The 26,573-nt window shown below is 72.9% G+C and carries 20 protein-coding genes and 1 riboswitch; of the genes, 14 read left to right on the top strand and 6 right to left on the bottom strand.

Features of this window, described 5'->3' with window-relative positions; genetic code table 11:
* Window positions 1–114 precede the first annotated feature (114 nt).
* The 7 genes from ACI2K4_RS16125 (at window position 115) to ACI2K4_RS16095 (ending at window position 7,527) form a co-directional block, all read left to right on the top strand.
* Window positions 115–1,365: a PucR family transcriptional regulator gene (locus ACI2K4_RS16125; RefSeq protein ID WP_404512010.1), complete on the top strand. Its 1,251-nt coding sequence runs from the start codon at window positions 115–117 to the stop codon at window positions 1,363–1,365.
* A gap of 88 nt (window positions 1,366–1,453) precedes the next feature.
* Window positions 1,454–2,626 (top strand): acyltransferase domain-containing protein, encoded by a 1,173-nt coding sequence (locus ACI2K4_RS16120; RefSeq protein ID WP_404512008.1) that lies wholly within the window; start codon window positions 1,454–1,456, stop codon window positions 2,624–2,626.
* Window positions 2,623–3,561, top strand: coding sequence for a beta-ketoacyl-ACP synthase III (locus ACI2K4_RS16115; RefSeq protein WP_404512006.1), 939 nt, complete (start codon window positions 2,623–2,625; stop codon window positions 3,559–3,561). Before ACI2K4_RS16120 ends, ACI2K4_RS16115 begins: the two co-directional genes overlap by 4 nt.
* A 118-nt stretch (window positions 3,562–3,679) precedes the next feature.
* Window positions 3,680–3,922: an acyl carrier protein gene (locus ACI2K4_RS16110; RefSeq protein ID WP_121156257.1), complete on the top strand. Its 243-nt coding sequence runs from the start codon at window positions 3,680–3,682 to the stop codon at window positions 3,920–3,922.
* Between the two features lie 2 nt (window positions 3,923–3,924).
* A complete protein-coding gene (gene fabF / locus ACI2K4_RS16105; RefSeq protein WP_404512004.1) occupies window positions 3,925–5,148 on the top strand; it encodes a beta-ketoacyl-ACP synthase II in 1,224 nt (407 codons plus the stop codon).
* A gap of 62 nt (window positions 5,149–5,210) precedes the next feature.
* Window positions 5,211–6,635, top strand: coding sequence for an acyl-CoA carboxylase subunit beta (locus ACI2K4_RS16100; RefSeq protein WP_404512002.1), 1,425 nt, complete (start codon window positions 5,211–5,213; stop codon window positions 6,633–6,635).
* An 82-nt stretch (window positions 6,636–6,717) separates the two neighbouring features.
* Window positions 6,718–7,527 (top strand): class I SAM-dependent methyltransferase, encoded by an 810-nt coding sequence (locus tag ACI2K4_RS16095; protein ID WP_404512000.1) that lies wholly within the window; start codon window positions 6,718–6,720, stop codon window positions 7,525–7,527.
* 71 nt (window positions 7,528–7,598) lie between these two features.
* Here the strand turns inward: ACI2K4_RS16095 and ACI2K4_RS16090 are convergent, their stop codons facing one another.
* From ACI2K4_RS16090 to ACI2K4_RS16075, 4 genes are all read right to left on the bottom strand, one after another.
* Window positions 7,599–9,902 carry a hypothetical protein gene (locus ACI2K4_RS16090; RefSeq protein WP_404511998.1) on the bottom strand — a complete coding sequence of 768 codons (2,304 nt, stop codon included), beginning with the start codon at window positions 9,900–9,902 and terminating at the stop codon, window positions 7,599–7,601.
* Complete coding sequence (locus ACI2K4_RS16085; RefSeq protein WP_404511996.1) at window positions 9,899–10,975, bottom strand: glycosyltransferase family 2 protein; 1,077 nt, start codon at window positions 10,973–10,975, stop codon at window positions 9,899–9,901. Before ACI2K4_RS16085 ends, ACI2K4_RS16090 begins: the two co-directional genes overlap by 4 nt.
* Window positions 10,976–11,094: 119 nt before the next feature.
* A complete protein-coding gene (locus ACI2K4_RS16080) occupies window positions 11,095–12,825 on the bottom strand; it encodes a glycoside hydrolase family 3 protein (RefSeq protein ID WP_404511994.1) in 1,731 nt (576 codons plus the stop codon).
* Between the two features lie 73 nt (window positions 12,826–12,898).
* The gene (locus tag ACI2K4_RS16075; RefSeq protein WP_404511992.1) at window positions 12,899–13,390 is read right to left on the bottom strand and encodes a DUF3145 domain-containing protein; all 492 of its coding nucleotides are present in this window, start codon (window positions 13,388–13,390) and stop codon (window positions 12,899–12,901) included.
* 392 nt (window positions 13,391–13,782) lie between these two features.
* Here ACI2K4_RS16075 and ACI2K4_RS16070 point away from each other — a divergent pair, with 392 nt between their 5' ends.
* From ACI2K4_RS16070 to ACI2K4_RS16060, 3 genes are all read left to right on the top strand, one after another.
* Complete coding sequence (locus ACI2K4_RS16070) at window positions 13,783–14,112, top strand: hypothetical protein (protein ID WP_404511990.1); 330 nt, start codon at window positions 13,783–13,785, stop codon at window positions 14,110–14,112.
* 215 nt (window positions 14,113–14,327) lie between these two features.
* The gene (locus ACI2K4_RS16065) at window positions 14,328–15,293 is read left to right on the top strand and encodes an alpha/beta fold hydrolase (protein ID WP_404511988.1); all 966 of its coding nucleotides are present in this window, start codon (window positions 14,328–14,330) and stop codon (window positions 15,291–15,293) included.
* 388 nt (window positions 15,294–15,681) lie between these two features.
* Window positions 15,682–17,805 (top strand): HelD family protein, encoded by a 2,124-nt coding sequence (locus ACI2K4_RS16060; RefSeq protein WP_404511986.1) that lies wholly within the window; start codon window positions 15,682–15,684, stop codon window positions 17,803–17,805.
* A 111-nt stretch (window positions 17,806–17,916) separates the two neighbouring features.
* Here ACI2K4_RS16060 and ACI2K4_RS16055 read toward each other — a convergent pair whose 3' ends face one another.
* Window positions 17,917–18,915: an SMP-30/gluconolactonase/LRE family protein gene (locus tag ACI2K4_RS16055; RefSeq protein ID WP_404511984.1), complete on the bottom strand. Its 999-nt coding sequence runs from the start codon at window positions 18,913–18,915 to the stop codon at window positions 17,917–17,919.
* Between the two features lie 216 nt (window positions 18,916–19,131).
* Between ACI2K4_RS16055 and ACI2K4_RS16050 the strand changes: the two genes are divergently transcribed.
* The 3 genes from ACI2K4_RS16050 to ACI2K4_RS16040 all read left to right on the top strand — a co-directional run bounded on the left by ACI2K4_RS16050 (window position 19,132) and on the right by ACI2K4_RS16040 (window position 24,248).
* Window positions 19,132–21,711, top strand: a complete 2,580-nt coding sequence (locus ACI2K4_RS16050) for an ABC transporter permease (RefSeq protein ID WP_404511982.1) — start codon at window positions 19,132–19,134, stop codon at window positions 21,709–21,711.
* 157 nt (window positions 21,712–21,868) lie between these two features.
* Window positions 21,869–22,789 (top strand): cation diffusion facilitator family transporter, encoded by a 921-nt coding sequence (locus ACI2K4_RS16045; RefSeq protein WP_404511980.1) that lies wholly within the window; start codon window positions 21,869–21,871, stop codon window positions 22,787–22,789.
* A 238-nt stretch (window positions 22,790–23,027) separates the two neighbouring features.
* A riboswitch (cyclic di-AMP (ydaO/yuaA leader) is annotated at window positions 23,028–23,158 on the top strand.
* 16 nt (window positions 23,159–23,174) lie between these two features.
* Complete coding sequence (locus ACI2K4_RS16040; protein WP_404512949.1) at window positions 23,175–24,248, top strand: hypothetical protein; 1,074 nt, start codon at window positions 23,175–23,177, stop codon at window positions 24,246–24,248.
* A 146-nt stretch (window positions 24,249–24,394) separates the two neighbouring features.
* Here ACI2K4_RS16040 and ACI2K4_RS16035 read toward each other — a convergent pair whose 3' ends face one another.
* The gene (locus tag ACI2K4_RS16035; protein WP_404511978.1) at window positions 24,395–24,871 is read right to left on the bottom strand and encodes a hypothetical protein; all 477 of its coding nucleotides are present in this window, start codon (window positions 24,869–24,871) and stop codon (window positions 24,395–24,397) included.
* A gap of 883 nt (window positions 24,872–25,754) precedes the next feature.
* Here ACI2K4_RS16035 and ACI2K4_RS16030 point away from each other — a divergent pair.
* Window positions 25,755–26,258, top strand: a complete 504-nt coding sequence (locus ACI2K4_RS16030; RefSeq protein WP_404511976.1) for a MarR family winged helix-turn-helix transcriptional regulator — start codon at window positions 25,755–25,757, stop codon at window positions 26,256–26,258.
* Window positions 26,259–26,573: the final 315 nt, after the last annotated feature.

The raw sequence follows: 26,573 nt of genomic DNA, 5'->3' as shown, positions 1-26,573 counted from the left end.
GGCCCGCCGGCACCCGGTCATCGCCTCACCTGTTAGGAAGGGCCCCTTGTACAACCGAAAGCGATAACAAGGGGCCCTTCCTTACCCCGCAAGGGGGCGTGGGAGGGTGGCGGGGTGGGTGGGGAGGCGGACGGGGGCGAGTTGGCCGCCACGCTGCGCCGGATCGAGCGGGCGGCGGGCACGCTGGCCACCGCGAGTATGGCCCGGATGGACGAGACCCTGCCCTGGTTCCGGGGGCTCCCGGCGGAGCAGCGGGCCTGGGTGATGCTGGTCGCACAGTCCGGCGTCAGCTCGCTGGTCGAGTGGCTACGACACGGCGGCGGGGGCAGCGAGAGTTCGCAGGAGGTCTCCGACGAGGTCTTCGCCTCGGCGCCCCGGGCGCTGGCCCGGTCGATCAGCCTGCAACAGACCGTCGCCCTGATCAAGGTGACCATCGACGTGGTCGAGGAGCAGGTTCCCGAGCTGGCCGCCCCGGGCGAGGAGCGCCTGCTCCAGGAGGTGGTGCTGAAGTTCTCCCGGGAGATCGCCTTCGCCGCCGCCCGGGTCTACGCGCGGGCCGCCGAGTCGCGCGGCTCGTGGGACGCCCGGTTGCAGGCGCTGCTGGTGGACGCGCTGCTGCGGGGTGACTCCTCGGACGTGCTGGCCAGCCGGGCGGCGGCGCTCGGCTGGGCGGACGCGCCGCCGGTGGCGGTGGCGGTGGGGCGTTCGCCGGGTGGCGAGGTGGCGGCGGTGCTGCACACGGTCTACCGGGCGGCCCGCCGGATCGGGGTCGAGACGATCGGCGGGGTGCACGGCGACCGGCTCGTACTGGTGCTCGGCGGCGCGATCGACCCGATCGCCGCGACTGGGAGGCTGCTCGGTGCCTTCGGCGACGGGCCGGTGGTGGTCGGGCCGGCGGCGCCGAGCCTGGACGAGGCGACCGACTCGGCGCGGGCGGCGCTCGCCGGCTTCCGGGCGGCTCCGGGGTGGCCGGCGGCGCCGCGCCCGGTGGCCGCCGCCGACCTGCTGCCGGAGCGGGCGCTGGCGGGTGACTCGGAGGCCCGGCGCGGGTTGCGGCAGGATGTCTACGGCCCGCTGGTCCGGGCCGGCGGGGAGCTGCTGGAGACGCTGGACGCGTTCTTCGCCGCCGGTGGGGTGCTGGAGAGCGCGGCGCGGACGCTCTTCGTACATCCGAACACGGTGCGTTACCGACTGCGCCGGATCGCCGACGTCACCGGCTTCTCGCCGCTCACCCCGCGCGACGCGTTCGCGCTGCGGATGGCGCTCACCATCGGCCGGTTGGACCCGGCCCCACCCGGGTCACCGCCGCAGGACATGAACGGTCGTTCATCGCAGAAGCCCCAAAACACGCATGATCATCGTTGATTTTTGTGAAGACCCTACAAAGGTCGTAGTGTGGTTTGGTGAGTTGCAGCAAGCACGTAGATGACCGCCATCAAGCAGAGTCATAACCGTGCTCGCCGTACTCTCACCTGGCCAAGGCTCACAGAAGCCCGGCTTCCTCACTCCCTGGCTCGACCTGACCGGCTCCGAGGCGCGGCTGCGCTGGTGGTCCGCGCTCGCCGGGGTGGACCTGGTGCACCTCGGCACCGAGGCGGACGCGGACGAGATCAAGGACACCGCGCGCACCCAGCCACTGCTGGTCGCCGCCGCACTGCTCGCCGCCGAGCACCTCCCGATGTACGACGTCAGCCTCGCCGCCGGACACAGCGTGGGTGAACTCGCCGCCGCCGCCCTGGCCGGGGTGCTGCCCGCCGAGTCCGCCGTAACGCTCGCCGGCGTACGCGGCCGGGAGATGGCCGCCGCCTGCTCGCTCGAACCGACCGGCATGGCCGCCCTGCTCGGTGGCGGCGCGCCGACGGTGACCGCCGCGATCGAGGCACACGGACTGCACCCGGCGAACGTGAACGGTGCCGGCCAGATCGTGGCCGCGGGCGCGATCGACCGGTTGGAGAAGCTCGCCGCCAACCCGCCGGCCGGTGTCCGGGTGCGCATGCTGCCGGTCGCCGGGGCGTTCCACACCCCCTACATGGCCCCGGCCGAACAGGCGCTCGCCACCGTCGCCGCCGGCATCGTGCCGAGCGACCCGACCCGGCTGTTCCTCTCCAACCTGGACGGGACGGCGGTCGACCACGGGCGGGAGATCCTCCAGCGGCTGGTCCGGCAGGTCACCGCACCGGTGCGCTGGGACCTCTGCATGGCCACCCTGGCCGAGCTCGGGGTGACCGGCGTGATCGAGCTCCCACCGGCCGGCACGCTCGCCGGCCTGGTGAAGCGCGAACTCAAGGCCACCGGGGTGCCGGAGATCGTCACCCTCAACACACCGGACGACCTGCCCGCCGCCCGCGACCTGATCGCCCGGCACGGCATGGCGCCCAGCCACGAACCCACCATGCAGTTCCGCGTGGTGGTCGCACCGAGCGCGGGTACCTTCGTACCCGCCGCCGAGCTCGCCGAGGGCCACTCGATCAGGTCGGGGCAGGTCATCGGCCACGTCGGCACACGCCAGGGGCCGGTCGACGTCCCCGCGCACTGCGACGGCGTGCTCACCGAGTGGCTCGTCTCACCCGACGACCCGGTCGCCCCGGGTCAACCCCTCGCCCGCATCGGAGGACACCTCTCATGAGTCGCATCGTCGCCATGGGGCACTACCAACCATCCCGGGTGCTCACCAACGACGACCTGGCCAAGATCGTTGACACCAACGACGAGTGGATCCGGGACCGGGTGGGCATCGTCACACGGCGGATCGCGGACAGCGAGACGGTGAGCGACATGGCCACCGCCGCCGCCGACACCGCGCTGTCCAACTCCGGGCTCACCGCCGCCGACATCGACCTGGTTGTCGTCGCCACCTGCAGCTCGGTGGACCGCAGCCCGAACGTCGCCTGCCGGGTCGCGGCGAAGCTCGGCATCGACGCCCCGGGCGCGTACGACATCAACACCGCCTGCTCCGGCTTCTCCTACGCGCTCGGCACGGTCGACCACGCGTTGCGGGCCGGGGCGGCCCGCAACGCCCTGGTCATCGGGGCGGAGAAGCTCTCCGACTTCACCGACTGGACCGACCGCTCGACCTGCATCATCTTCGGTGACGGTGCCGGCGCCGCGGTGGTCAGCGCGCAGGACGACGGCGACACCCCGGGCATCGGCCCGGTGATCTGGGGCTCGGTGCCGGAGAAGAGCGACGCCGTACGGATCGAGGGCTGGCGCCCGTACATCCAGCAGGAGGGCCAGCAGGTCTTCCGCTGGGCCACCACCGCGCTCGCCCCGCTCGCCCTCCAGGCCTGCGAGCGGGCCGGTGTGGCGCCGGAGGAGATCGCCGCGTTCGTGCCGCACCAGGCCAACCTGCGGATCATCGAGGGGATCGCCAAGCGGCTCGGCATGCCGAACGCGGTGATCGCCCGGGACATCGTCGAGTCCGGCAACACCTCGGCGGCGAGCGTACCGCTGGCCCTGTCGAAGCTGGTCGAACAGCGCGCGATCCCCAAGGGCGCGCCGGTCCTGCTCTTCGGCTTCGGCGGCGGTCTCACCTACGCCGGCCAGGTCGTCCGCTGCCCCTGAGCCGCACCCCCGGTGCGCGACACCCGCGCGCCACATGACCCCACCGCCCGGCACGCACCGGACGGTGCAGGCGGTATCGTCCGCCGCGCAGATCCAATTATCGAGAGGAACCAGCACCATGACGACCCGTGACGAGATCACCGCCGGCCTCGCCGAGATCCTCGAAGAGGTAGCCGGGGTGAACCCGGACGACGTCGCCGAGGAGAAGTCCTTCACCGACGACCTCGACGTCGACTCGCTCTCCATGGTCGAGGTCGTCGTAGCGGCCGAGGAGAAGTTCGGCGTGAAGATCCCCGACAACGAGGTGCAGAACCTCAAGACCGTGGGTGACGCGGTCGCCTACATCCAGGCGCAGTCCTGATCATGAGTCGCCCCGACGTCGTCGTCACGGGGCTCGGCGCGACGACCCCGCTCGGCGGGGACGTCGCGTCGACCTGGGACGCAATGCTCGCCGGCCGCTCCGGGGTGGGACCCCTCACCCAGGAGTGGGCCGCGCAACTACCGGTACGGATCGCCGCCGAACTGGCGGTCGACCCGTCCGAGGTACTCGACCGGGTCAAACTGCGCCGGCTCGACCGGTCCGAGGCGATCGCCCTGATCGCCGCGCACCAGGCGTGGGACGACTCCGGACTGGCCGACTCCGGGCTGGACCCGGAGCGGCTCGGGGTCAGCGTCGGCACCGGCATCGGTGGCGCGCAGACCCTGCTCGCCCAGGACGACATCCTGGAGGAGAAGGGGGCCCGCCGGGTCTCCCCGCACACCGTGCCGATGCTGATGCCGAACGGGCCGGCCGCCTGGGTCGGGCTCGAACTCGGCGCCCAGGCCGGTGTGCACTCGGTGGCGAGCGCCTGCGCGACCGGCGCGGAGGCGATCGCGCTCGGCCTGGACATGATCCGTTCGGGTCGGGCCGACGTGGTCGTGGCCGGTGGCACCGAGGCGGTCATCCACCCGCTACCGATCGCCGGGTTCGCCTCGGCGCGGGCCATGTCGATCCGGAACGACGACCCGGAGACCGCGTCCCGCCCGTGGGACAAGGGCCGCGACGGCTTCGTCCTCGGTGAGGGCGCGGGTGTCCTGGTGCTGGAGCGGGCCGACCACGCCGCGGCCCGTGGCGCCAGGGTCTACGCCCGGCTCGCCGGTGCCGGGATCACCTCGGACGGCTACGACATCGTCCAGCCGCACCCCGAGGGCGCCGGCTTCAAGCGGGCCATCCGGTTCGCACTCGCCGACGCCGACCTCGGCGGGTCGGACATCGTGCACGTCAACGCACACGCGACGTCGACCCCGGTCGGCGACATGCTCGAGGTGGCCGGTCTGCGCTCCGCGCTCGGCGACCACCCGGTGCTGACCGCCACCAAGTCGCTGATCGGGCACCTGCTCGGCGCGGCCGGCGCGGTCGAGTCGATCGCCACCATCCTGTCCATGCGGGACGGGGTCGTGCCGCCGACGATCAACCTCGACGACCCCGAGGACGGCCTGCTCGACGTGGTCGCGAACAAGCCACGCCAGCTCGACATCCCCGCCGCGCTGAACAACTCGTTCGGCTTCGGCGGACACAACGTGGCGCTCATCTTCACCCGGGTCTGAGAACCGCCCGCACCGGTCGGGCACGCGCGGCGTGCCCGACCGGTCCGTGAATGGAGACGTACGTGACCACCACGTCAGTCAGCGCCGACTCGTCAGTCGTCGACCAGCGCGATCCCGAGATCCGGCTCCGCTCACTCTTCGACCCGGGATCGTTGCGCCTGCTGGCGCCCCGGGACGACTCGGGTGTGCTCTGCGCCCGGGGCGAGATCGAGGGCAGCCCGGCCATCGCGTACGCGACCGACGCGACCCGGATGGGCGGCGCGATGGGCACCGTCGGGTGCAAACACGTCGTCGACGCGATCGACACCGCGGTCCGGGAACGGGTCCCCGTACTCGGGCTCTGGCACTCCGGCGGCGCCCGGCTCGCGGAGGGCGTGGTCGCGCTCGACGCGGTCGGGCAGATCTTCGCCGCCATGGTGCGCGCCTCCGGCCGGGTGCCGCAGATCTCGGTGGTGCTCGGCCCTGCCGCCGGTGGTGCCGCGTACGGCCCGGCGTTGACCGACATCGTGGTGATGAGTGGCGCCGGCCGGATCTTCGTGACCGGCCCGGAGGTGGTCCGCAGCGTCACCGGCGAGCAGGTCGACATGGAGCGCCTCGGCGGCCCGGAGCCGCACGGCCGGCGCTCGGGCGTGGTCCACGTGACCACGGTGGACGACGAGTCGGCCCTGGCCGAGTCCCGGCGGCTGGCCGCCCTCCTGGGGCACCAGGGTCGGTTCAGCCCGGCCGACATCCCGGCCACCGACGGGCCCGACCACGACCTGGCCGCGCCCATGCCGCCCGCGTTCAACCGGGCGTACGACGTCAAGCCGGTGGTCCGGGCACTGCTGGACGCCCCCGGGGTGGAACTGCACGCCAAGTGGGCGCCGAACGTGGTGACCGTGCTCGGGCGCTTCGCCGGCCGCACCGTCGGCGTGGTGGCGAACAACCCGCTGCGGTTGGGCGGCTGCCTGGACGCGTCCAGCGCCGAGAAGGCGGCCCGGTTCGTGCGCATGTGCGACTCGCTCGGCGTGCCGCTGATCGTGCTGGTCGACGTGCCGGGTTACCTGCCCGGCCTAGGCCAGGAGTGGGACGGCGTGGTACGCCGTGGCGCCAAGCTGCTGCACGCCTTCTCCGAGGCGGTGGTTCCCCGGGTGACCCTGGTGACCCGCAAGGCGTACGGCGGCGCCTACATCGCGATGAACTCCCGCGCGCTCGGTGCGACCTCGGTCTTCGCCTGGCCGAACGCGGAGGTCGCCGTGATGGGTGCCTCGGCCGCGGTCAACATCCTGCACCGCAAGAAGCTCGCCGCCACCCCGGCCGACCAGCGGGAGGCGTTGCGCGCCCAACTGGTCGAGGAGCAGACCCGGACCGCCGGTGGGGTGAACCGGGCGTTGGAGATCGGCGTGGTCGACGCCGTGATCGAGCCGGCACAGACCCGGCGGCGGCTCGCGGAGGCCCTGGCCGCCGCCCCGGGCGCCCGTGGCACGCACGGCAACATCCCGCTGTAGCGCACCGATCGACGCAGGACGCGGGGCCGGACGCCGGTCCCCACGTCGAACTCCCGCGCGCCGCTCCGATTAGGGTTCACCCGTGGAAGCGACCGAGATCCGCAAGCTCGCCGCCCTGGAGGACACCCACTGGTGGTACCGGGAACGCCGGGCCCTGCTGGCCCGCGCGCTGCGCCGGCTCGCCGCCGCCGGCAACGGGCCGGACGCCGCCAACGGCAACGAGCCGGGTAGCGGCAACGGGCCGGGTAGCGGCAACGGGCCGGACGCCGGCAACAAAGCCGGTAACGGGACGACGGGCGGCCGGGCGCTGGACATCGGGGCGGCCGGTGGCGGCAACACCCGGGTGCTGCGGGCGCACGGCTGGCGTCCGGTGGCGCTGGAGTACAGCCCGGAGGGGGCCGAGGTGGCCGCCGAGCGAGGGTTGCCGGTGCTCCGTGCGGACGCCCGGTACCTTCCACTGCCCTCGGCGAGCCTCGGTCTGGTGGTCGCCTTCGACATCCTCGAACACATCGAGGAGGACGATCTCGCGGCGGCGGAGATCCGGCGTACGCTGCGCCCCGGCGGGACCGCGCTGATCGCCGTACCGTGTGACATGCGGCTCTGGTCGGCGCACGACGTGGCGGTCGGGCACGTACGCCGCTACGACCGCGCCTCGCTCGTCTCGGTGCTGGAGAAGGCTGGGCTCGTCGTCGACGAACTCTGGAGCTGGAACGTGGTGCTCCGTCCGGTGGCCGCCTGGCGCCGCCGCCGCTCCACCGGCTCGGACCTGGACGACCTGCCGGCGCTGGTGAACCTCGGCCTGCGGACGATCATCACCGCCGAGCGCTACCTGCCGGTCAAGTCGCTGCCCGGCGTCTCGCTCATGCTCCGCGCCCACCGTCCGGCGAGCTGACCGCCGGCACCGGGCCGAGCCGGACACGGCCTCCGGCACCGAACCGAGCCGGACACGGACGCGCCGGCCGGTCAGCGGAGTCGGTAGACGGCCAGGGTGCCGTTGTCGAAGCGGAGGTCGGCCAGGCCGGCGAGTTCCCCGGGCTCCTCGCCGACGGTCCGGTCCACCAGCAGCCACCGTACGGCGTACCGGTCGCGCAGGGCGGTCAGACCGGCGATGGTCGGGGCGACAAAAACCTCGTCGTTGGCCCGGAGCCGCTCGGGGTCCCAGAACGGCACGTACGGCCCGTCCGGCAGCCCGACCAGGCGGGGCGTGAACGCCCACCCCTCGACCAGCACCGAACGTTCGGTGTACGCGCTCACCCAGAACGAACGCGCGTCGCACCGGTCGTTGACCACCACCCGGCAGTGCACGTTGGTGGCCACCACGTCGTCCGGGTCGCTGTGCTCGTGGATCCAGCGGGCCGCCGAGACCCGTGACTGCGGCATCGGCACCACCGCGTACGCGCCGCCGTTGGCGTACCGCCGCGCCGCGCCCGCGTCCATCACCAGCCCCGGCGCCCCGGCGACCAGGATGCCGGTGAGCAGCACGACCGCTCCCCGTCCACGCAGTCCCGCCCAGCGCTGGGCCAGCACCGGCCAGAGCAGTACGCCGAGCAGCGCCACCCCGGCCAGCGCCGCCGCCCACCAGAGCAGCGGCCGGAGCGCGTCCCAGGCCGGGGCCGGGGCGGGGTGGACGGTGGCCTGGTTGTTCCACTGGACCAGGATCAGCAGCAGCGCGAACCCGGCCGCGCCGAGGGCGAGCAGCGCCCGGCCCCGGCGGCGCAGCCGGGCCCGCTCGACCAGCTCGGCGTACCCCCAGCCGGAGGCGATCACACCGAAGGCGAACGCGGCCCGGGTGAAGTACTGGTTGCTGCTGCCGGGGTGCCCGACCACCAGGTAGATCACCGGCCCGACCAGCGCGCCGCCGAGCAGGAAGACCTGCACCGGTTCGAGCCGGAACCGACGGTGCGCGACCAGGGCCACCACGCCGGCCAGCCGCAGTTGCAGGTTGAGCAGGAAGGCCAGTCCCGCCAGGACCCAGAGCAACACGCCGGTGCCGGCCGCCCGGTCGGTGGCTACGCCGACGTACGGCCGCAGACCGGAGAACGGGTCGACGGTCACGCCGTGGCTCTCGAAGGCGAACAGGATCGCGGTGGCGAAGCCCTGCGCGGCCAGCGCCAGCACCCCGGCCGCGATGACCGGCCAGGCCAGCCGGCGGCGTACCACCAGCAGGACCAGCGCGGTCAGCCCGAGCGCGCCCGCGACCACCGGCACCGAGCTGGCCTTGGCCCCGGTCGAGGCGGCCAGCAGCAGCGCCGCCAGCACCCAGGCGCCCCGGCCCAGCGGCGGCACCGTGACGCCCCGGGCCGGACCGATCCGGTCCGCCAGGACCGCGATCAACGGCAACAGCAACACCCAGCTGTACGTCATCGACGGGCTGCCCCAGACGATGAACGTCGCCTGGGTGCCGAAGAGCTGGCGCAGACCGTTCTCGTAACCGAACTCGCCGACGGTGAACATCAGTGCCGCCGCCACCGCGCCCGCGTACGGTCGGCCGCTGACCCGCCAGCCGACAACCGCCACCAGCAGCACGGCGAGCAGGCAGAGCGCCGGTACGGCCAGCCGGAAGAAGACCGTGGGCAGGTCCACCCCACTGACCAGGCTCGCCGCCGCCATGTGGGCGAAGCCGAACCAGTGGTAGTGCAGCGGCTCACCGGCGACCTGCGGCACCTCCGGCGGCATCTGGTGGGTGGCCGCCCCGGCGATCGAGAGCTGGAAGGGCAGGTCGATGTACTGCGCCTGGTGCTCGTCGGTCGGCAGGATCGGGTTGCGGTAGAGGAACGACTCGGCGAGGTAGAGGGTGAAGCCGCTGACCACCGCCGCGATCGACCAGGCCCAGCCGGTCGGGACCGGGGTGTAACCGGTGACCCGCCAGTGCCGGCGCAGCCGTGGCACCGCCACGAAGAGCAGCACCACCACCGCCGGCCACCAGCGCAGCCAGCGTTCCAGGCCGAGTCCGGTGAGCACCGCCCAGGCGGCCAGCTCCAGCACCAGCCCGACGGCGGCACCGATCGCCAGGTCCTCGACCAGGGTGTGCGGCCGGGCCCGCAGCGCGCGGTAGACCAGGGTGCCGGGCAGCACCACGGCGAGCAGGGCGTAACCGGCGTACCGGACGATGTCGAGCAGTGGGGTGTCGGCGCTGAGCAGGATGGCGACGACCACGACGAGACCGGCGAGCGCGGGCGCGTACCGGTGGGCCGCGACGACGGCGCGGGCGGGCCGGGCGGGGGGCGGTGTGCCCAGTGCCGGCGCCCCGGGGGCGACGGCGGTCACCGCAGCGTGTCGGCGAGGGCAGCCGGGTCGCCGCCGTTGGCCGGAGCGGCCGGGCCGCCGCCGTTGGCTGGAGCGGCGGGCGCACCGCCGTTGACCGGGGCGGCGGCGTGGGCGGCCGGCGGGACAGGTGGTTCGCCGTCGGCGGTGTCGGTGGCCACGAAGTAGGCCGGGCGCCCCTGCACCGCCGTGTAGATCCGGGCCACGTACTCCCCCAGTAGACCGAGACAGAGCAGTTGGACGGCGCCCAGGAAGAGGACCGCCACGTAGAGCGACGGCCAGCCGCTGACCGTCGCGCCGAAGAAGTACGCGACCACCGCGACCACCACCAGCAGCCCGCAGACCGCCACGCCGGCCAGGCCGAGCCAGGTGGCGAAGCGCAGCGGCGCGGCGGAGAAACTGGTCACGCTGTCGGCCGCGAGTCCCACCATCCGGGACATCGGGTATTTGGTCCGCCCGGCCGCCCGCTCGTCCCGCAGGTAGGTCACCTCACCGCTGGGAAACCCGAGCCAGGGTACGACCAGCCGGAGCACCGGGGAGCGTTCGGGCAACTCCCGCAGCGCTTCCACGGCCGCCCGACTGAGCAGCCGGAAGTCACCGGCCTGCGCCGGCACCTGCTTGCCGACCAGCCGTCGCATCAGCCGGTAGTACAACCCGGCGGTCCACCGCTTGAAGAACGTGTCGGTACGCCGGTCGGCCCGCACGCCGTACACGATGTCCAGGTGCCGGACCCGGGCGGCGCCGAGCATCTCGACGATCGTCTCCGGCGGATCCTGCAGGTCGGCGTCGAGACTCACCACGTAGTCGCCCCGGGCCCGGAGCACCCCGGCGATCAGCGCCGCCTGGTGCCCGCTGTTGCGGCGCAGGCGCAGCACCCGCAACTGGGGCCAGTAGGTGCGCACCCCGGCCAGCGCGACCGCCGTACCGTCGGTGCTGCCGTCGTCGACCGCGACCACCTCGTACGCCTCGTCGAGCCCGTCGAGGACGCCGCGCAACCGCTCGACCAGCAGCGGCAGCACGCTCTCCTCGTTGAACATCGGCACGACCACGGACAGCGCCGGTCCCGGTTGCGTCACCGCCCGCGCACCCCCGTTCCGGTCGACCCGGCGGACAGCCGAACGCTACCAGCCGTGGCGGTTTCGCGAGCCGCTGACGGACCGCCCCCGGGCGCCGGCACGGTTGCCCCGCCGACGTTTCAGGCCGTGCAGGAGCTACGCGGCAGACTGGTCACCGGCACCGGGGAGCGACCGGTCGGCCGGGCCTTGCCGGCGAGCACGTCGGCCAGCGCCGCCATCGACACCGCGCTGGACGAGTACGTCGCCAGCAGCACCGGCGACGCCGCCGATTCCAGCAGGTACGGGGTGTCCATCGCGACCGTCACCCCGGCGGCCGGGTTCAGGTCACCGGCGGCGTCACCGTAACCGACCAGGTGCACGATCGTGCCGCCCTTGGGCACCACCGCCACCCCGGCCGCGCGCAACGCGTCGGTCAGGGTGGCCGCCGTCCTGTCCCGCCCCTTGGCGGCGGTGACCGTGACCGGACCCCGGACCGGCGCCTGGGCACAGGTGCCGCGCAGCGCGGTGACCGAGGCGGTCGCCACCTTCCGGGCCGCCTCCTGGTGCGCCGCGGTGGCGAGGGTGGACATCGCCGGCACCTGGTGTCCGGCGAGCGTGAACTTGAGGGTGAGCACCCGGGTCACCGCCTCCACCAGCCGGGTACGCGGCAGCGTCCCGGCCCGTACGGCGGCCAGCAGCCCGTCGTACGCCTGGGTCAGGTTCGGCGGCATCAGCAGCAGGTCGTTGCCGGCGTTGATCGCCCGTACGGCGGCCTCGCCGGGCGGGTAGACCATCGCCGGGGCCATGTTCATCCCGTCCGAGACCACCACACCCTTGAAGCCGAGCTGACCGCGCAGCAGGTCGGTCAGCACCTTGTGCGAGAAGGTCGCCGAGGTGCCCTTGTCGACCGAGGTGACGTCGAGGTGGCCGGACATCACCAGCCCGGCGCCGGCCGCGATGCCGGCGGTGAACGGCGGCAGGTCCCCGGCGTCGAGCGCGGCCCGGTCCTGGGTGAGCACCGGCAGGTTGTCGTGCGAGTCGGCGGCGGTGTGGCCGTGCCCGGGGAAGTGCTTGAGGGTGGCCGCGACGCCCGCCCCCTGCAACCCCCGTACGGCGGCGGCGACCTGGGCCGAGGTCGCCTTCGGGTCGTCACCGAAGGAGCGGGACCCGATCACCGTGCTGTGCGCCCCGAGCACGTCGGCGTCCGGGGCGAAGTCGACGTTCACGCCGAGCGCGGCCAGCTCGGTGCCGGCGGCCCGCCAGGCGCTCTCGGTCAGGGCCGGGTCACCGGCGGCACCGAACGCCATCGCGCTGGGCAGCACGGTCACCCCGGTACCGATCCGGGTGACCACGCCGAACTCCTGGTCGGTGCCGACCAGCAGCGGCGCGGCGCCGGCGGCCAGCTTGCCCCCGGCCTGCTGCAGTCCGGTGGTCAGCCCGCGCACCTGGGCCGGGTTGTCGACGTTGCTGGTGACCTGGTTCTTGCCAGTCGGGTCGTCGGCGGAGAAGCCGACCAGGATCAGCCCGCCGAGCCGGTACTTCGCGATCATCTCGGCCGGGGTCGCCACCCCGGCCAGTTTCTGGTTGCCGGCCGCCGAACCCGCCGAGACCTCGGTTGCCGAGTCGCCGTACGCGTACGGCATCAGCACCTGGCCGACCAGGTCCTCGTCGCTCAGCCGGGCGACCAGCTCGGCCGCCCGCGCCGCCGGCTCCGATCCGCCGGACGGGTTCGGTGCGGCGGTGGGGCCGACCGGCCCGCTGGCGCTCGGGGCCGGTGCGGCGCCCGGGTCGGATCGACCGGCACAGCCGGACGCGGTCAGCGCGGCCATGACGGCGAGCGCGGCGAGGGTACGCCGGAGGGGGTTCGGCATCGCGCTATCCCATCAGTTTCTCCCTTATCCGGGCAACTTGACCGAGGGCGGATGGGTGACGGAGCAGCACGGGTCAGCCGACCCGAGTGAGCAGCGTCACCGGAGCGCCGTCGCCGGCATACCGGTACGGCTCCAGCTCGGCGTCCCAGGCGGTGCCGAGCGCCTTGTCCAGGGCGTGCGACAGCGCCTCGGGAGCCCGGGCCGACGCCATGATCTCGCGCAGCCGGTCCTCGCCGAGTTGGATGTCACCGGCGGCGCCGGTGGTCGCCCGGAACAGCCCGCGTCCGGGGACGTACATGAACCGTTCGCCGTCGACCCCGGCGCTCGGTTCCTCGGTGATCTCGAAACGGATCATCGGCCACTGCCGTAGGGCAGCAGCCAGTTCCGCACCCGTCCCCGGCCGACCGGACCAACTGCACTCCGCCCGGCGCGAGCCGGAATCGACGGGTTGAACCGTCCAGTGCAGATTGACCGGCACGGTAAGGACGCGCGCGATCGCCCACTCGACGTGCGCACACACGGCGAGTGGGGTCGAGTGGACGTATACGACGCCACGCGTTGGCACGGTGACCTCCCGGAGAGCGAGGTGCGTCTTCCCCTACGACCTCGATCACCAGGCGATCTGGAACACATGATGACTGCTGTGACTGATGGTGCGCCAGAGAATCGGAATTTTGGCATGCCGGAATAGCCGTACCGCTAGTGGGTGTTCATTCCTCACGACAGGCCGCGGTCGCCGTCCGGCTCTCGTGGTCGTGTAAAGTTCACTCGGCGTCCTGTGTCGCCGCGCGATCGTATGTGCGGCATCTTCGGGCGCCACCGTTCGGTCTCAGCGAGTTTCAGAGCGGTTACCAGCAGTTCCGAGCAGTTTTCGGCGGCCCCCCGGCCACCAGGCGCGTCCGGCGTGTGTGCCGCCGCGCATTCCGTCTCCCGTTATGTCTGGCAAGGAGTACTTCCGTGGCGAGCAACACCTCAAAGACCGCGCGCGCGTCAGTCCGCGCCGGCCAGGCCGGTCAGGGTGGCGCCCTGAGCGTGCTCGGCGAGTTCAAGTACCTGATTCCGCTCAACGGCGGCAAGCACGCCTACGTGCGGAACCTGACCAACGGCAAGACCGTCCACCTCCGTACCGACTCCGACGCCTTTGTCGAGGAGGTTCGGCAGCTTGCCGCCGCCGGTCACGCCGCCAAGATCCGGGCCGAGATCACCGGCCTGGCGACGGCGTACCCGGGCGACGGCTGGGACAGCGCCGAGAAGCGGCTCGTCGACGCTGGCGTCTTCACCGCCTGAGTCCGACCCCGTACGCACCACACGAACGCCCCCCGGCCGCGCCGGATGGGGCGTTCGTCCTTTTTGTGCCTTGTGGCGAAATCTCGGCTCCCGTACCCCGTCACCGCGCTCGCCGGCCCCGGCAACTGACCGGTAACCGACCACGGTCCCCGGGCAAGATCATGGGTACGCTTGTTACCCGCAGGTAGGCAACCTCGGGTGAGCGGGAGGTAGCCATGTCCGACCAGACCCCGTCCCAGCGTGTCGGGCTCGAACCCACTCACGTAACCCTCGCCGACGGCCTGCCTCTCCACGTGACGCAGACCGGACCGGCCACCGCGCCGGTGACCGTCCTGCTGCTGCACGGCTGGACCCTGGACCACCGGATCTGGCACCGGCAGGTGGAGGCGGTGGCCGGGACACTCGGCGACTCGGTCCGACTGGTCGGCTACGACGCCCGGGGACACGGCCGGTCCGGCGTGAGCGCGCTGGGCGAGGCGACCCTGGCCCGCCTCGGTGACGACCTGGCCGAACTGATCACCCAGGTGGCGCCGACCGGGCCGGTGATCCTCGTCGGTCACTCCCTCGGCGGCATGACGATCATGGAGTACGCCCACCGCCACCCGGACGCCTTCGCCGACCGGATAGCGGGCCTGGTCCTCGTCGGCACCAGCGCCGAGGGGCACACCCACACCTGTTACGGCCTGCCCAGCGGGCTCACCCGGTTGATCCGGCTCGCCGAGACCACCGGAGCCGGCGTACTGGCCCGGTGCGGCGGTCTGCGTACGCCCGGCCCGGTCTTGCAGGCGCTGCGACCCGCGCTGCGCTGGCTGCTCTTCGGCGACAACTGTGCGTCGGACGACCTCGATCTCACCGCGTCGGCGACCGGCCGTGCGGCCCTGGTCTCGATCGGCGGGCTCCGGTCCTCGATCGGCCGGCAGCACCGACTGGCCACCCTCGCCGCGCTCGGTGACCTGCCGGTGGCGGCCCTGGTCGGCGACCGGGACCGGCTCACCCCGCCCCGGTGCACCGAGTCGATCGTCGAGGCCCTCCCGAACACCGAGCTGACCCTCTGCGCCGGCGCCGGCCACATGCTCATGCTCGAACGCCCGGACGAGGTGACCGCCGCCCTGCTCGCCGTGACCCGCCGAGCCCTACGCCCCGCCGCCCCGGTCCCCGCCGCCCGTCGCCCCCACCCCTGACCACCCCGCTCCACCCCACCCCACCCCACCCCGGCTCACCCCGGCCTACCCCACCCCGCCCGCCCGGCCGGACCCGGCGCACGCTCGTCGATCATGAATTTGTCGCGCTCCCGAGTGAGTCCCGGATGCGGTAATTTCATGATCAACGGGCGAGCAAGGGGCTGGCAAGAGGCGAGCAACAGGCTGACAGCAGGCGGAGGGCGGGAGACAGACACCCCGGATCGGGCGATCGGCGCGAGGCGTTACGACGGCAACCCGTACCCTCGCTACCTGGCCACCCTGCGCGGCCCCGCGCCCACCCCGGCCAGCCCGACCGGCTTCGAGGTGATCGTGGGGCGGCACCGAGCACCGATCGTGGAACGCCACCGAACACCCGGGAGACTGCACGTTGACCGACCTGACCACCCTGCAACAGGAGATCGCCGCCGAGCAGCGGCACCTCGACCTGGTCTACGCCCGGCTGGCCCAGCTACGCAGAGGCGCCGCCCAGGCTGAGCAGGAGGGTTATCAACTCGCCAGGGTGGGCAACTTCGGCGCGCTGGTGGAACGGGACGCGATGGTCTTCCACGCCGCCCGGCGCCGGCACGCGCTCGACGCCGAGCACGAGGGGCTGGTCTTCGGTCGGTTGGACCTGCGCGACGGGCAGGTGCTGCACATCGGCCGGCTCGGCGTACGGGGTGAGCGTTCCGAGCCGCTGGTGATCGACTGGCGGGCACCGGCCGCCGCCGCGTTCTACCAGGCCACCCCCGCCGACCCGCTCGGCGTGGTACGTCGACGCATGATCCAGTCCTCGAACGAGCGGGTGACCCGGATCGAGGACGACCTGCTCGACCCGGCCGCCGCGCCGCCCGGCATGCGGGTGGTCGGCGACGGAGCGCTGCTCGCCTCGCTGGCCAAGGCGACCGGTCGGGGCATGCGCGACATCGTCGCCACCATCCAGCGCGAACAGGACGAGGCGATCCGGTCCCCGGCCGGCGGCGTGACGATCGTCTCGGGCGGGCCGGGCACCGGCAAGACCGCCGTCGCCCTGCACCGGGCGGCGTACCTGCTCTACTCCGACCGGAACCGGTTCGCCGGGGGCGGCGTACTGGTGGTCGGACCCTCCGGGGTCTTCGTCGAGTACATCGCCTCGGTGCTGCCCTCGCTCGGCGAGGAGACGGCCACCCTGCACTCGCTCGGCTCGCTCTTCACCGGGGTGGTCGCCACCCGTACCGACCCGGCCGAGGTCGCCACGGTCAAGGGCTCGCTGCGGATGCGTCGGGTGCTGGAACGGGCGACCCACGACGCCGTACCGGACGGCCCGACCGAACTGCGTCTGCTCTACCGGGGCGAGTTGCTCCGGCTCGACGCCGCCCAACTCGACGCGATCCGGACCCGGGCGCTGCCCCGGGGCGCGCGGCGCAACGAGGTACGGCGGGCCGGCATCGACGGCCTGTTCCAGGCGCTCTGGGAGCAGGCGAGGCGGATGCCGGTCGGCCGGTTGCCGGAGCGGGCCAGCTTCGAGGACGACCTCGCCGAGCGGGCCGACTTCCGGGACTTCATCCGGGCCTGGTGGCCCCGACTGCACCCGTGGCACGTACTCGGCTGGTTGAGCCGGCCGGAGCGGCTGCGGGCGTACGCGTCGGGGCTGCTGTCGAACCGCGAGATCAGGGCGCTCGGGGCGTCGTACCGGAACCTGGACGCGGACGGGCCGACCATCGCCGACGTGGCGATCCTGGACGAGCTGGACGAGCTGCTGGGCAAGCCGATGCGCCCGGCCAAGCGGCGGCGGGACCCGTTCCTGCTGGCCGGCGGCGTACGCGAGGTGAGCACGTACGCGGACCGGCAGCGGGCGGCGCGGGCCCAGGCGACCGAGCGACCGGAGGACTACCGCGAGTACGCCCACGTGGTGGTGGACGAGTCGCAGGACGTGTCGCCGATGCAGTGGCGGATGCTCGGGCGGCGCGGCCGGCTCGCCTCCTGGACCGTGGTCGGCGACCCGGCCCAGACCGCCTGGACCGGCGACGCGCGCGAGCTCGACCAGGCCCGGGACAAGGCACTCGGCCGGCGGGCCCGGCACACCTACACCCTCTCCACCAACTACCGGAACCCGGCGGAGATCTTCGAGGTGGCGGCCAAGGTGATCCGCGAGGTCTCCCCCGACCTGGTCCTGCCGACCGCGGTGCGTACCACCGGGGTCGAGCCGATCGAGCTGACGGTGCCCGCCGCCGAGTTGCCCGGGGCGACCCTGCGGGCGGTGACCGACCTGCTCGGCGAGGTGCAGGGCACGGTCGGGGTGATCACCCCGGTGCCGCGCCGGGGCGAGGTCGCGGGTTGGCTGGCCGACCTCGCCGGCCCCCGGCTCCAGGTGGTGACCAGCCTCCAGGCGAAGGGCATGGAGTACGACGGCGTGGTGCTGGTCGCCCCCACCGAGATCCGGACCGACTCCGAGTCGGGCGTACGGACCCTCTACGTCGCCCTCTCCCGCGCCACCCAACGCCTCACCACCCTCGACACCCCACCCTCCCCCTAACCCCCTGCCCCCTGCCCCCACCCCACGTCGCCGATCTAGGGCGAATCGTCGCTGGACGATCTCCTGGCACGCTGATTTGCCCTAGATCGACGGGGGGTGGGGCGGGGGAGTTTAGGGGCGGGGGATGGAGGTGACGGTGTAGGGGGTGGTGGGGGTGGGTGGGGTGGTGAAGCGACCGTTGGGCAGGTAGAGACGGTTGCCGTACGCGGCGACCGTGGTCGGTACGTCGAAGCCGGGCGAGGTGACCTGCTCGACCAGCCGGCCGCTGGTCCCGGCCCGGTCCAGTGTGTACTCGGCGACCGTGTTCAGCCGGTTCTGCACGACGTAGAGGCTCCGGCCGTGGCGGAGCAGCCCGTCGCCGTTGGTCAGCACCTCGCCGCCGAGGTCGACCTTCCGGCTCACCCCGGTCGCCGGATCGACCCGGAACAGCGTCCCGGTGCTCGACTGCACGACCAGCAGGGCGCGCCCGTCCGGGGTGGTCTCGATGCCGTTGGCGTTGATCCCGGTGCCGTAGCCGATGTCGCCGGTCAGCGGCACCGTGAGCACGTCGTCGGCGTCGGGCAGGCCACCCCACCGGTTCAGGGGGAGCTTGTACAGCACCGGGTTGGTCGAGTCGGTGAACCAGGCCGCGTCCGGGGTGAGCACCACGTCGTTGACGAAGCTCGGCACGGCGTTGAACTGGTAGCTGGCAAGGATTTCACCGCTGAACGCGTCGTAGACCCGGGCGGCGGCACCGGAGGCCATGTTGCCGCCGCCGACAAAGAGCCGGCCGCGCAGGTCGACCTTCATCCCCTGGGACGGCGTGCCGGAGCCGGGATGGATCTCCTCACCGCGTCCGGTGACCAGGTTCACCCGGTAGATCGCGCCGCTCGCGCGCGAGCCGAAGAAGGCGTACGGCAGTGCGCCGATCGCGATCCCCTCCGGTTGGAACCCGTCCGGCAGCGAGAACGTGCCGGGAAAGATGGTTGGCGTCCTGGTCGAAGCACCCGCCGTCGAAGCACCCGCCGTCCCGGTGGTCGGCCGGGCGGCGGCGACCGGGACCGGCGCGGCCAGGGTGCCGGCCAGCGCCACGGTGACGAACAGGACGGTGGTACGGGGTCGAACTCGCATCCTCGATCTCCTCCCCCGCCACAACGGGCGGGCATCGGCCGATGTCGCTCGGTACCGGGATCGATGGTGCCCGCTCGTCCGGGCTGTCCGCTACCTGACAACGGCTCCGCTTCCCGGGCGGTGGTGATCACGTCACACTGTGCCCGTGCCGGCCACCGCCCTGACAGCGACCACGAGACGTGGACCCCGGACCGGGGCCGTACCGGGTCGGCCGGCGTGAGCTGGCCACTGCTGCGCCTGGCCGTCGCCGGGCTGCGGGCCCATGCCGTACGGCTGCTGCTGACCGCCGCCGCGGTGGTGGTCGGGGTCGGTTTCCTGGCCGGCACCCTGGTCTACGGCGACACCGCCCGGGCCGCCTTCTACGACGACCTGGCCCGCTCGGCGCGGAACGTCGACGTGGTGGTGGAGCCGGCCGAGACGCTGGTGTCGGCGGAGACGGTGTCCCGGATCAGGGCGGTCGACGGGGTGGCCGAGGTGGACGGCCGGGTGATCGCCTGGCTCGGCCTGCTCGACCGGGACGGCCGGCTGCTGACCCAGCAGGGACACGTCGGTTACGGACTCTCCGTGCCGGGGGTGGCCTCGCTGGCCCCGTACGACGTGGCGGCCGGACGGCTGCCCACGGCGGCCGGTGAGGTCGCGGTGGACAAGGCCACGGTGGCCAACACCGGGTACGTCCTCGGTGGCCCGGTGTCGCTGCTGGACCAGGCTGGTACGCCGCACCGGCTGACCCTGGTCGGGGTGGTCGACCTCGGGGTGAACCGGCTCTTCGGCAACTCCCCGGTGGCCGTGCTGACCGACGCCGACCTGGCCGCCCTGACCGGCACCGAGCGGTACGCCCAGGTGGTGATCCGGGCCGAGCCGGGAACGGACCCGCGCGAGCTGGCCGACCGGGTCGCCGAGGTGACCGGTGACCCCCGGTTGACGGTCCTCACCGGCGACCGGCTCCGGGACCGGCTCGCCGAGCAGGCGGGCAAGTACGTCGACGGCTTCCTCGCGGTGCTGATCGGGTTCGGGCTGGTCTCGCTGACCGTCTCCGCGTTTGTCATCTACAACACCTTCGCCATCCTCGCCGCCCAACGCGTACGCGAGCTGAGCCTGCTGCGTTGCGTCGGCGCGACCCGCCGGCAGGTCGGGGTGGCGGTGCTGCTGGAGGCGGTGGCGCTCGGCGTACTGGCCTCGCTCGGCGGGCTGGCGGCGAGCCTGCTGATCGGCTACGGGCTGATCTGGGGGCGGGAGCTGGTCGCCACCGACATCCCGTTGCACGCCCCGGTGGTGCGCTGGCCGACGGTGGCGGTGGCGATCGGCTTCGGCACGCTGGTGGCGGTGCTGGCCGCGCTCGTACCGGCGTTGGGCGCGGGCCGGGTGCCGCCGCTGGCCGCACTGCGCGGCAGCGCCACCGCGGAGCTGCACGACGCCACCGGTCGGCGGCGCCGGGTCCGGCTGCTGGTCGCCTCCGGGCTGGTCGGGGCGGGGGTGCTGGCGATCGGCGTCGGGGTGCCGCTGGCCTTTCCCGGGCTGCCGCTGGTGCTCGGCGGTGGCATGGTGGTCTGGCTCGGCGCGGTGGTGGCGGCGCCGCTGCTGGTCCCGCGCGCGGTGGGCGTACTCGGCTGGCTGCCGGCCCGGTTGTTCGGCCCGGTGGCCGGGCTGGCGGTGCTGAACGCGCGGCGCAACCCGCGCCGGGCCGCCGCGACCACCATGGCGCTCACCGTCGGGGTGGCGCTGATGTCGATGTTCGCGGTGCTGCTGGCGACCGCCCGGGACCAGACCGGCCGTGAGCTGACCGAGAACTTCCCGGTCGACTTCGTGCTGGACCGCAACCGGATCGACGGCACACCCGGGGCGACCCGGGGCGAGCTGCCGGCGGAGCTGGCCGACGTACTCCGGGCCGATCCGGCGTTCGCGACGGTGGCCGAGGTACGGCTCGCGCCGGCACCGGTCGACCGGCAGGTACGGATCTGGTCGGTGCCGCCGGAGCAGTTACGCGGCCCGGTCCGGCCGGAGGTGACCGAGGGCGACCTGGCCCGGCTCGGGCCGGACACGGTGGCGGTGAACCGCCGGGTGGCCCAGGCCCGGGGCCTCGGGCTGGGCGACCGGTTCGCGCTCGGGTTGCCCGGCGTCACGGATCCGACCGGGGCGCCGGACCCGACCGGGGCGCTGACCGTGGTCGCGCTCTACGACGACGCGCCGACCGGCGGCGCGGCCCTGGTGCACTGGGACCGGTTCGGCTCCGCGTACGGTCCCGGGGCGGCGAACGAGTTGCTGGTCGACCTCGCCCCCGGCTTCGCCACGTCGGACGGCCGGCGGGCGCTCGACGGGGTGCTGCGCGACTACCCGGTGGTACGGGTGAGCAGCGTCGCCGACCAGGCCGACGAACTGGGCGCCACCCTGGACGAGTTGCTCGGCATCTTCGCCGCGCTGCTCGGCATGTCGTTGCTGATCGCGGTCTTCGGGATCGGCAACACGCTCTCGCTGTCGGTCTTCGAGCGGACCCGCGAGTCGGCCACGCTGCGCGCGCTGGGGCTGTCCCGGCGGCAGCTCGGCCGGATGCTGCTCGCCGAGGCGGGGCTGATCGCGCTGGTCGGCGCGCTGGCCGGAATCGCCCTCGGGGTGGGCGTCGGCTGGACCGCCGCGCTCGGACTGATCGACAGTTACGGGCACGGGCTGCCGGTCGTACCGGTGGGGCAGCTCGCGCTCTGCGCGAGCCTGGCCGGCGGCGCGGCGCTGCTGGCAGGGGTGCTGCCGGCCCGGCGGGCCAGCCGGGCGCCGATCGTGGCGGCGATGGCGGCCGAGGGCTGATCCGGGGCCGGCACGACCAGGTGCGGGCCGACGACCGTGACCGTGCCCCGCCGGACGCCCGGTGACCGACCCGCTCCTCGAAGAGTCCGAAGATTGCACACATTGCGATGTGAGCATATGTTGGGCCGTACGGGTACCGGCGGCGGAGGGTGTGTGCGTGGGCGCGGGTCATGACCACGGCGCGCGGACGGTGCGCGCGGGCGAGCGGCACCGGGGACGGCTCTGGTCCGCCCTCGGGCTGCTCGTGGTCTTCACCGTGGTCGAGGCGGTCGCCGCCCTGGCCACCGACTCGCTCGCCCTGCTCTCCGACGCCGGGCACATGTTCACCGACGTGCTCGGGATCGGGATGGCGCTCGCCGCGATCACCGCGACCCGGCGCGCGACGGACGACCCGCAGCGAACCTTCGGCCTCTACCGGCTCGAGGTGCTCGCCGCCCTGGGCAACGCGGTGCTGCTCTTCGGGGTCGCGCTCTACGTCCTGGTCGAGTCGGCGCTCCGGTTCGGCGCGGAACACCCGCCGACCGTGCTGGCCGGACCGATGCTGGTGGTTGCGATCCTCGGTCTGCTGGCCAACCTGGTCGCGTTCGCGCTGCTGCGCCCCGGCGCGCGGGAGAACATCAACCTGCGCGGGGCCTACCTGGAGGCGCTCGGCGACCTCTTCGGCTCGGCCGGGGTGATCGTCGCCGCCCTGGTGATCGCGAATACCGGCTGGTGGTGGGCCGACCCGGTGGTCGCGGTGGCGATCGGGCTGTTCATCCTGCCCCGGACCTGGCGACTGGCCCGGGCGGCGGTCCGGATCCTGGTGCAGGCCGCGCCGGAACACCTGGACGTGCCGACGGTGGCCGCCCGGCTCTGCGCCGTACCCGGCGTCGCCAACGTGCACGACCTGCACGTCTGGACCCTCACCTCGGGCATGGAGGTGGCCTCGGCCCACCTCACGCTCGCGTCGGGCGCGGAGGTCGGCGCGGTGCTGGCCGCCGCGCGGGAGGCGCTGCACGACGACTTCGACATCGCGCACGCCACCCTCCAGGTCGAGCCCGGCACCGCGACCGAACCCTGCGGACCCGCCGACTGGTAGCCCACACCCCATCCGTACGCCGCGCAAAGCCATCGACTCCTTACTTCGACCGACAAGGCGACCACTCTTCGCTTACCTGGTCCTTAAATTTTGTCCCTCGACCGGGTGAAATTTTCTGCTTATATCCGACATATCATTTCGACTCGTGTTCAGGGTAAAACCAGCCAACACTGTCCGTACTGGACCCGACCGGTAGGCTCGGCTCCGGTCTCCGCCGGGCGGCGCCCTCCGGCGCCTGCGGTGACCGTCGCCTAATCGCACGTGCGAGCCGGGGAACCATCGCGTTTTTGGGGTGCATCCGCGTCAGCGGTAGGGATCTTCCGTCCCGAACCCGTCAGCTAACCCGGTCGGCGGCTGACGGAAGGACGTGTACCGAATGCCATTCATGGCGCCCGTACGACCCCGTGCCGCACGGTTCGCGACCCTGACCGCGCTCGCGGTCACCCTCGCCGTGCTGGCCTCCCCCCTCACCCCCACCAGCGCGCTGGCCGCCGCCGGCCCGGTCTCCGCCCTGCCCGGAACGCTCGCCGCCGCCCCCGGCGGCACCGACGACGAGGGTGGCAGCGCCAGCCTCCGGGAACAGCTCGAGGCCGCCGCCAAGGGTTACCTCGACGCCCAGGCGAAGCTGGACAACTCCACCAAGCGGCAGCAACAGCTCGCCGCCCACCTGGTCACCCTGGAGGCCGACGTGGCCGCCCGGACCCAGACCGTCGGCGAACTCGCCGGCATGGCGTACCGCACCGGCCGGCTCGGGCCGCTGACCGCCCTGCTCAACAGCGACTCGCCGGACGGCTTCCTGGACCGGGCCACCTCGCTCGGCACCGTGGCCGCCAACGAGGACCGCCAGCTCCGGAACCTGATCGAGGCACGCGACCAGGAGAAGCGGGCCAAGACGGCGATCGAGGGCGAGATCCGGGAGCAGCGCAAGCAGCTCACCGTCATGGGCCAGCGCAAGCAGCAGGCCGAACGGGCGCTGGCCCAGGCCGGCAGTGGCGGCGCCAGCCCCGGCGTCACGGCCACCACCAAGTCGTCCTCGGCCAAACCGGCCCCGCGCAACTCCGACGGCTCCTGGCCGGCCGAGTCGTGCAGCGTCGACGACCCGACCACCACCGGCTGCATCACCCCACGCACCCTCAACGCGATGAACCAGGCCAAGGCGGCCGGCTTCACCCGCTTTGTCTCCTGCTTCCGCAGCGGCGGATCGGGCGAGCACCCGAAGGGCAAGGCCTGTGACTTCGCGGCGCAGACGGGCGGGTTCGGTGGGGTCGCCACCGGCGGCGACAAGACGTACGGCAACAACCTGGCGGCGTACTTCGTGAACAACGCCAGCCGCCTCGGCGTGCTGTACGTGATCTGGTTCAAGCAGATCTGGCTACCCGGAACCGGCTGGAAGGCGTACAACGGCGGCGGCGACCCCTCCAGCGACCACACCAACCACGTCCACCTCTCCATGAACTAACCCCTGTCCCTGCCCCCTGTCCCCCCCTCCCCCGCCCGCCCCGCCCCCGCCCCCGCCTCGTCGATCTAGGGCAAATCGTCGCTGGACGATCTTCGAACCAGGTGGATTTGCCCTAGATCAACGAGCGGGGTGGGGGAGGGAGGGGGTCAGGGCTGGGCGTTCCAGAAGCCGATCAGGGTGGCGGCCCACCAGCCGAGTTGGGAGATGGTGGCCGCCGCGGCGGCGGGAAGCAGGGTGGACCAGGGCAGCGGGCCGTCACCGGCGGCGGCGAGCCGGTCGCTGACCCGGCCAAGGAAGATCCCGTTGATCCCGACCACGAGTACGGCGAAGAGTTTGAGGCGTACCAGTCCGGACGACGTGTCCGGACCGAGCGCCGCACCACTGACCAGCAGGCCCACCAGGCCCAGCCAGATCAGCAGGTGCGAGCCCCGGGCCGTGGTGAGTACGGTGCCGATCCGCTCCCGGCGCAGCAGCCAGCGGAGACTGAACCAGTCCACCGTCAGCACCGCACCGAAGCCCACAACGAGGCAGGTCAGGTGGCAGAAGAGCGCGGCCGTCCGCCAGCCCGGCGAGAGCGTGAGGCTCGGCGCGGCGAGGACCACGACCAGCCATACGACCGTCATCGCCATGATCGAACCGGCGACCGCGTTCCGTCCTGCCGGGCGACGATGACCGCCACGCCAGCCCACCCCGGGGCCGACACCCGGAACGGCCACCTCGGCCGCGCGCGGCGACGAGGTCGGCGCGGTGGTGACGTGAACGGGCACGGGCACAGGCGGACCCGGGGTGGGAAGGGCCGAAGGCCGGGCGGAAGTGGCCGGAGCCAGAGCGAGAGCGGCCGGCCCTGGGGCGGAAGTGACCGCAGCCGGGGCGGAAAGGGTCGAGGGCGGGGCGGGACGGGCCGAGGGCGGGGCGGAAGCGGCCGAAGCTGAGGGCGGTGCGGAGATGGGTGGGGACGGGTGTGGGGCGTGTCCGGCCCCGGCGGATGGCCAGTAGTGGTCGGTGGTGACCGGCGTGATCGAGCGGGCGGCGCGGCCCGCTCGGGTTTCCCGGCGGTTGCCCTCGGCCGACGCACCGTCGACGCTGGCCGGGTCGGCGAAGTCGGCTGGGTCGGCGTAGGACGCACCGTCGACGCTGGCTGGGTCGGCGAAGTCGGTGGGGTACGGACCGCCGGCGTGGCGACCGGTCGTCCGCAGGTCAGACATTCGGCTCGACGAGTCCCGTGCCCGGCATGATGGTTCCTCCGCTCGTCCCGGCCAACGCTGCTGCGGAGTGGGCCGGCGGCCCCTCCTGATCAGGAGACCGCACGAAGGCTCATGGGTAACAGAAACTCACCGCGAAGTTGCTCTCACCTCACCGGACACCCCTTGGCTACCAGCGTGGTGAGGATCGGGCGGAACCGAAACCGGGACCGGAACCCGAGCCCGAGCTCCAGCCGCCTGACCAGCACCAATAGGCGGGTTACCAGAAGATCTGTCTCGGATCGTTCTGGCTATGCTGGGCGGCATGACCGCCATGACACCCGTGCGGACCGAGCCGGACCTCTCCTTCCTGCTGGACCACGCCAGTCACGTGCTGCGGAGCCAGATGGCGGCGGCGCTGGCCGAGATCGGACTCACCCCGCGGATGCACTGCGTGCTGGTGCACGCCCTGGTCGAGGAGCGGACCCAGATCCAACTCGCCGAGATCGGCGACATGGACAAGACGACGATGGTGGTGACGGTCGACGCGCTGGAGAAGGCCGGTCTCGCCGAACGCCGGCCCTCCGCCACCGACCGGCGGGTCCGGATCGTCTCGGTCACGCCGGAGGGGGCCAGGATGGCCGAGCAGAGCCAACGCATCGTCGACCGGGTGCACGAGGAGGCGCTGGGCGCACTGCCGGCCGACGAGCGCCAGCCCTTCCTGCGCACTCTGGGCCACCTGGTCACCGGACACCTGGCCAGCCCGGTCGGACACCCTCAACCCGTACGCCGGGCACGGCAGCACCGCAGCCAGAACTCGGACGGGTAGTCGCCCCCGACACAGCTAACCGCCACGCTCCTCCCAACGCGTACCCGGGTCGCCAGGCAACAGACGGGACGGGCGACGGGCGACGGGCGATCGGATAACGGTTTTCCGTACGCTTTTCCCGGGCAGTTTTTTGCCGTCCGAGAATAGGCGCCACGAATGACGTAAGAGCAGATCGAATGGCGCTCCCCGGACCACCGGAGAACGAATGATCCGTGTGGCACGTCGCAGAGAGCGCTCTTTCGCTAGCTCTCGGTAACCCGGTAGGCGAGGCTCCCCACCTCGCCTACCGGAGTCGTGAGAGCGCTCTCTCAAAGT

The organism is Micromonospora sp. NPDC050397, from assembly GCF_044901685.1.
In the GTDB taxonomy this organism is placed as follows: Bacteria; Actinomycetota; Actinomycetes; order Mycobacteriales; family Micromonosporaceae; genus Micromonospora_G.
The sequence above is the reverse complement of the archived record's forward strand: the minus strand, read 5'-3'. Positions and strand labels throughout refer to the sequence as shown.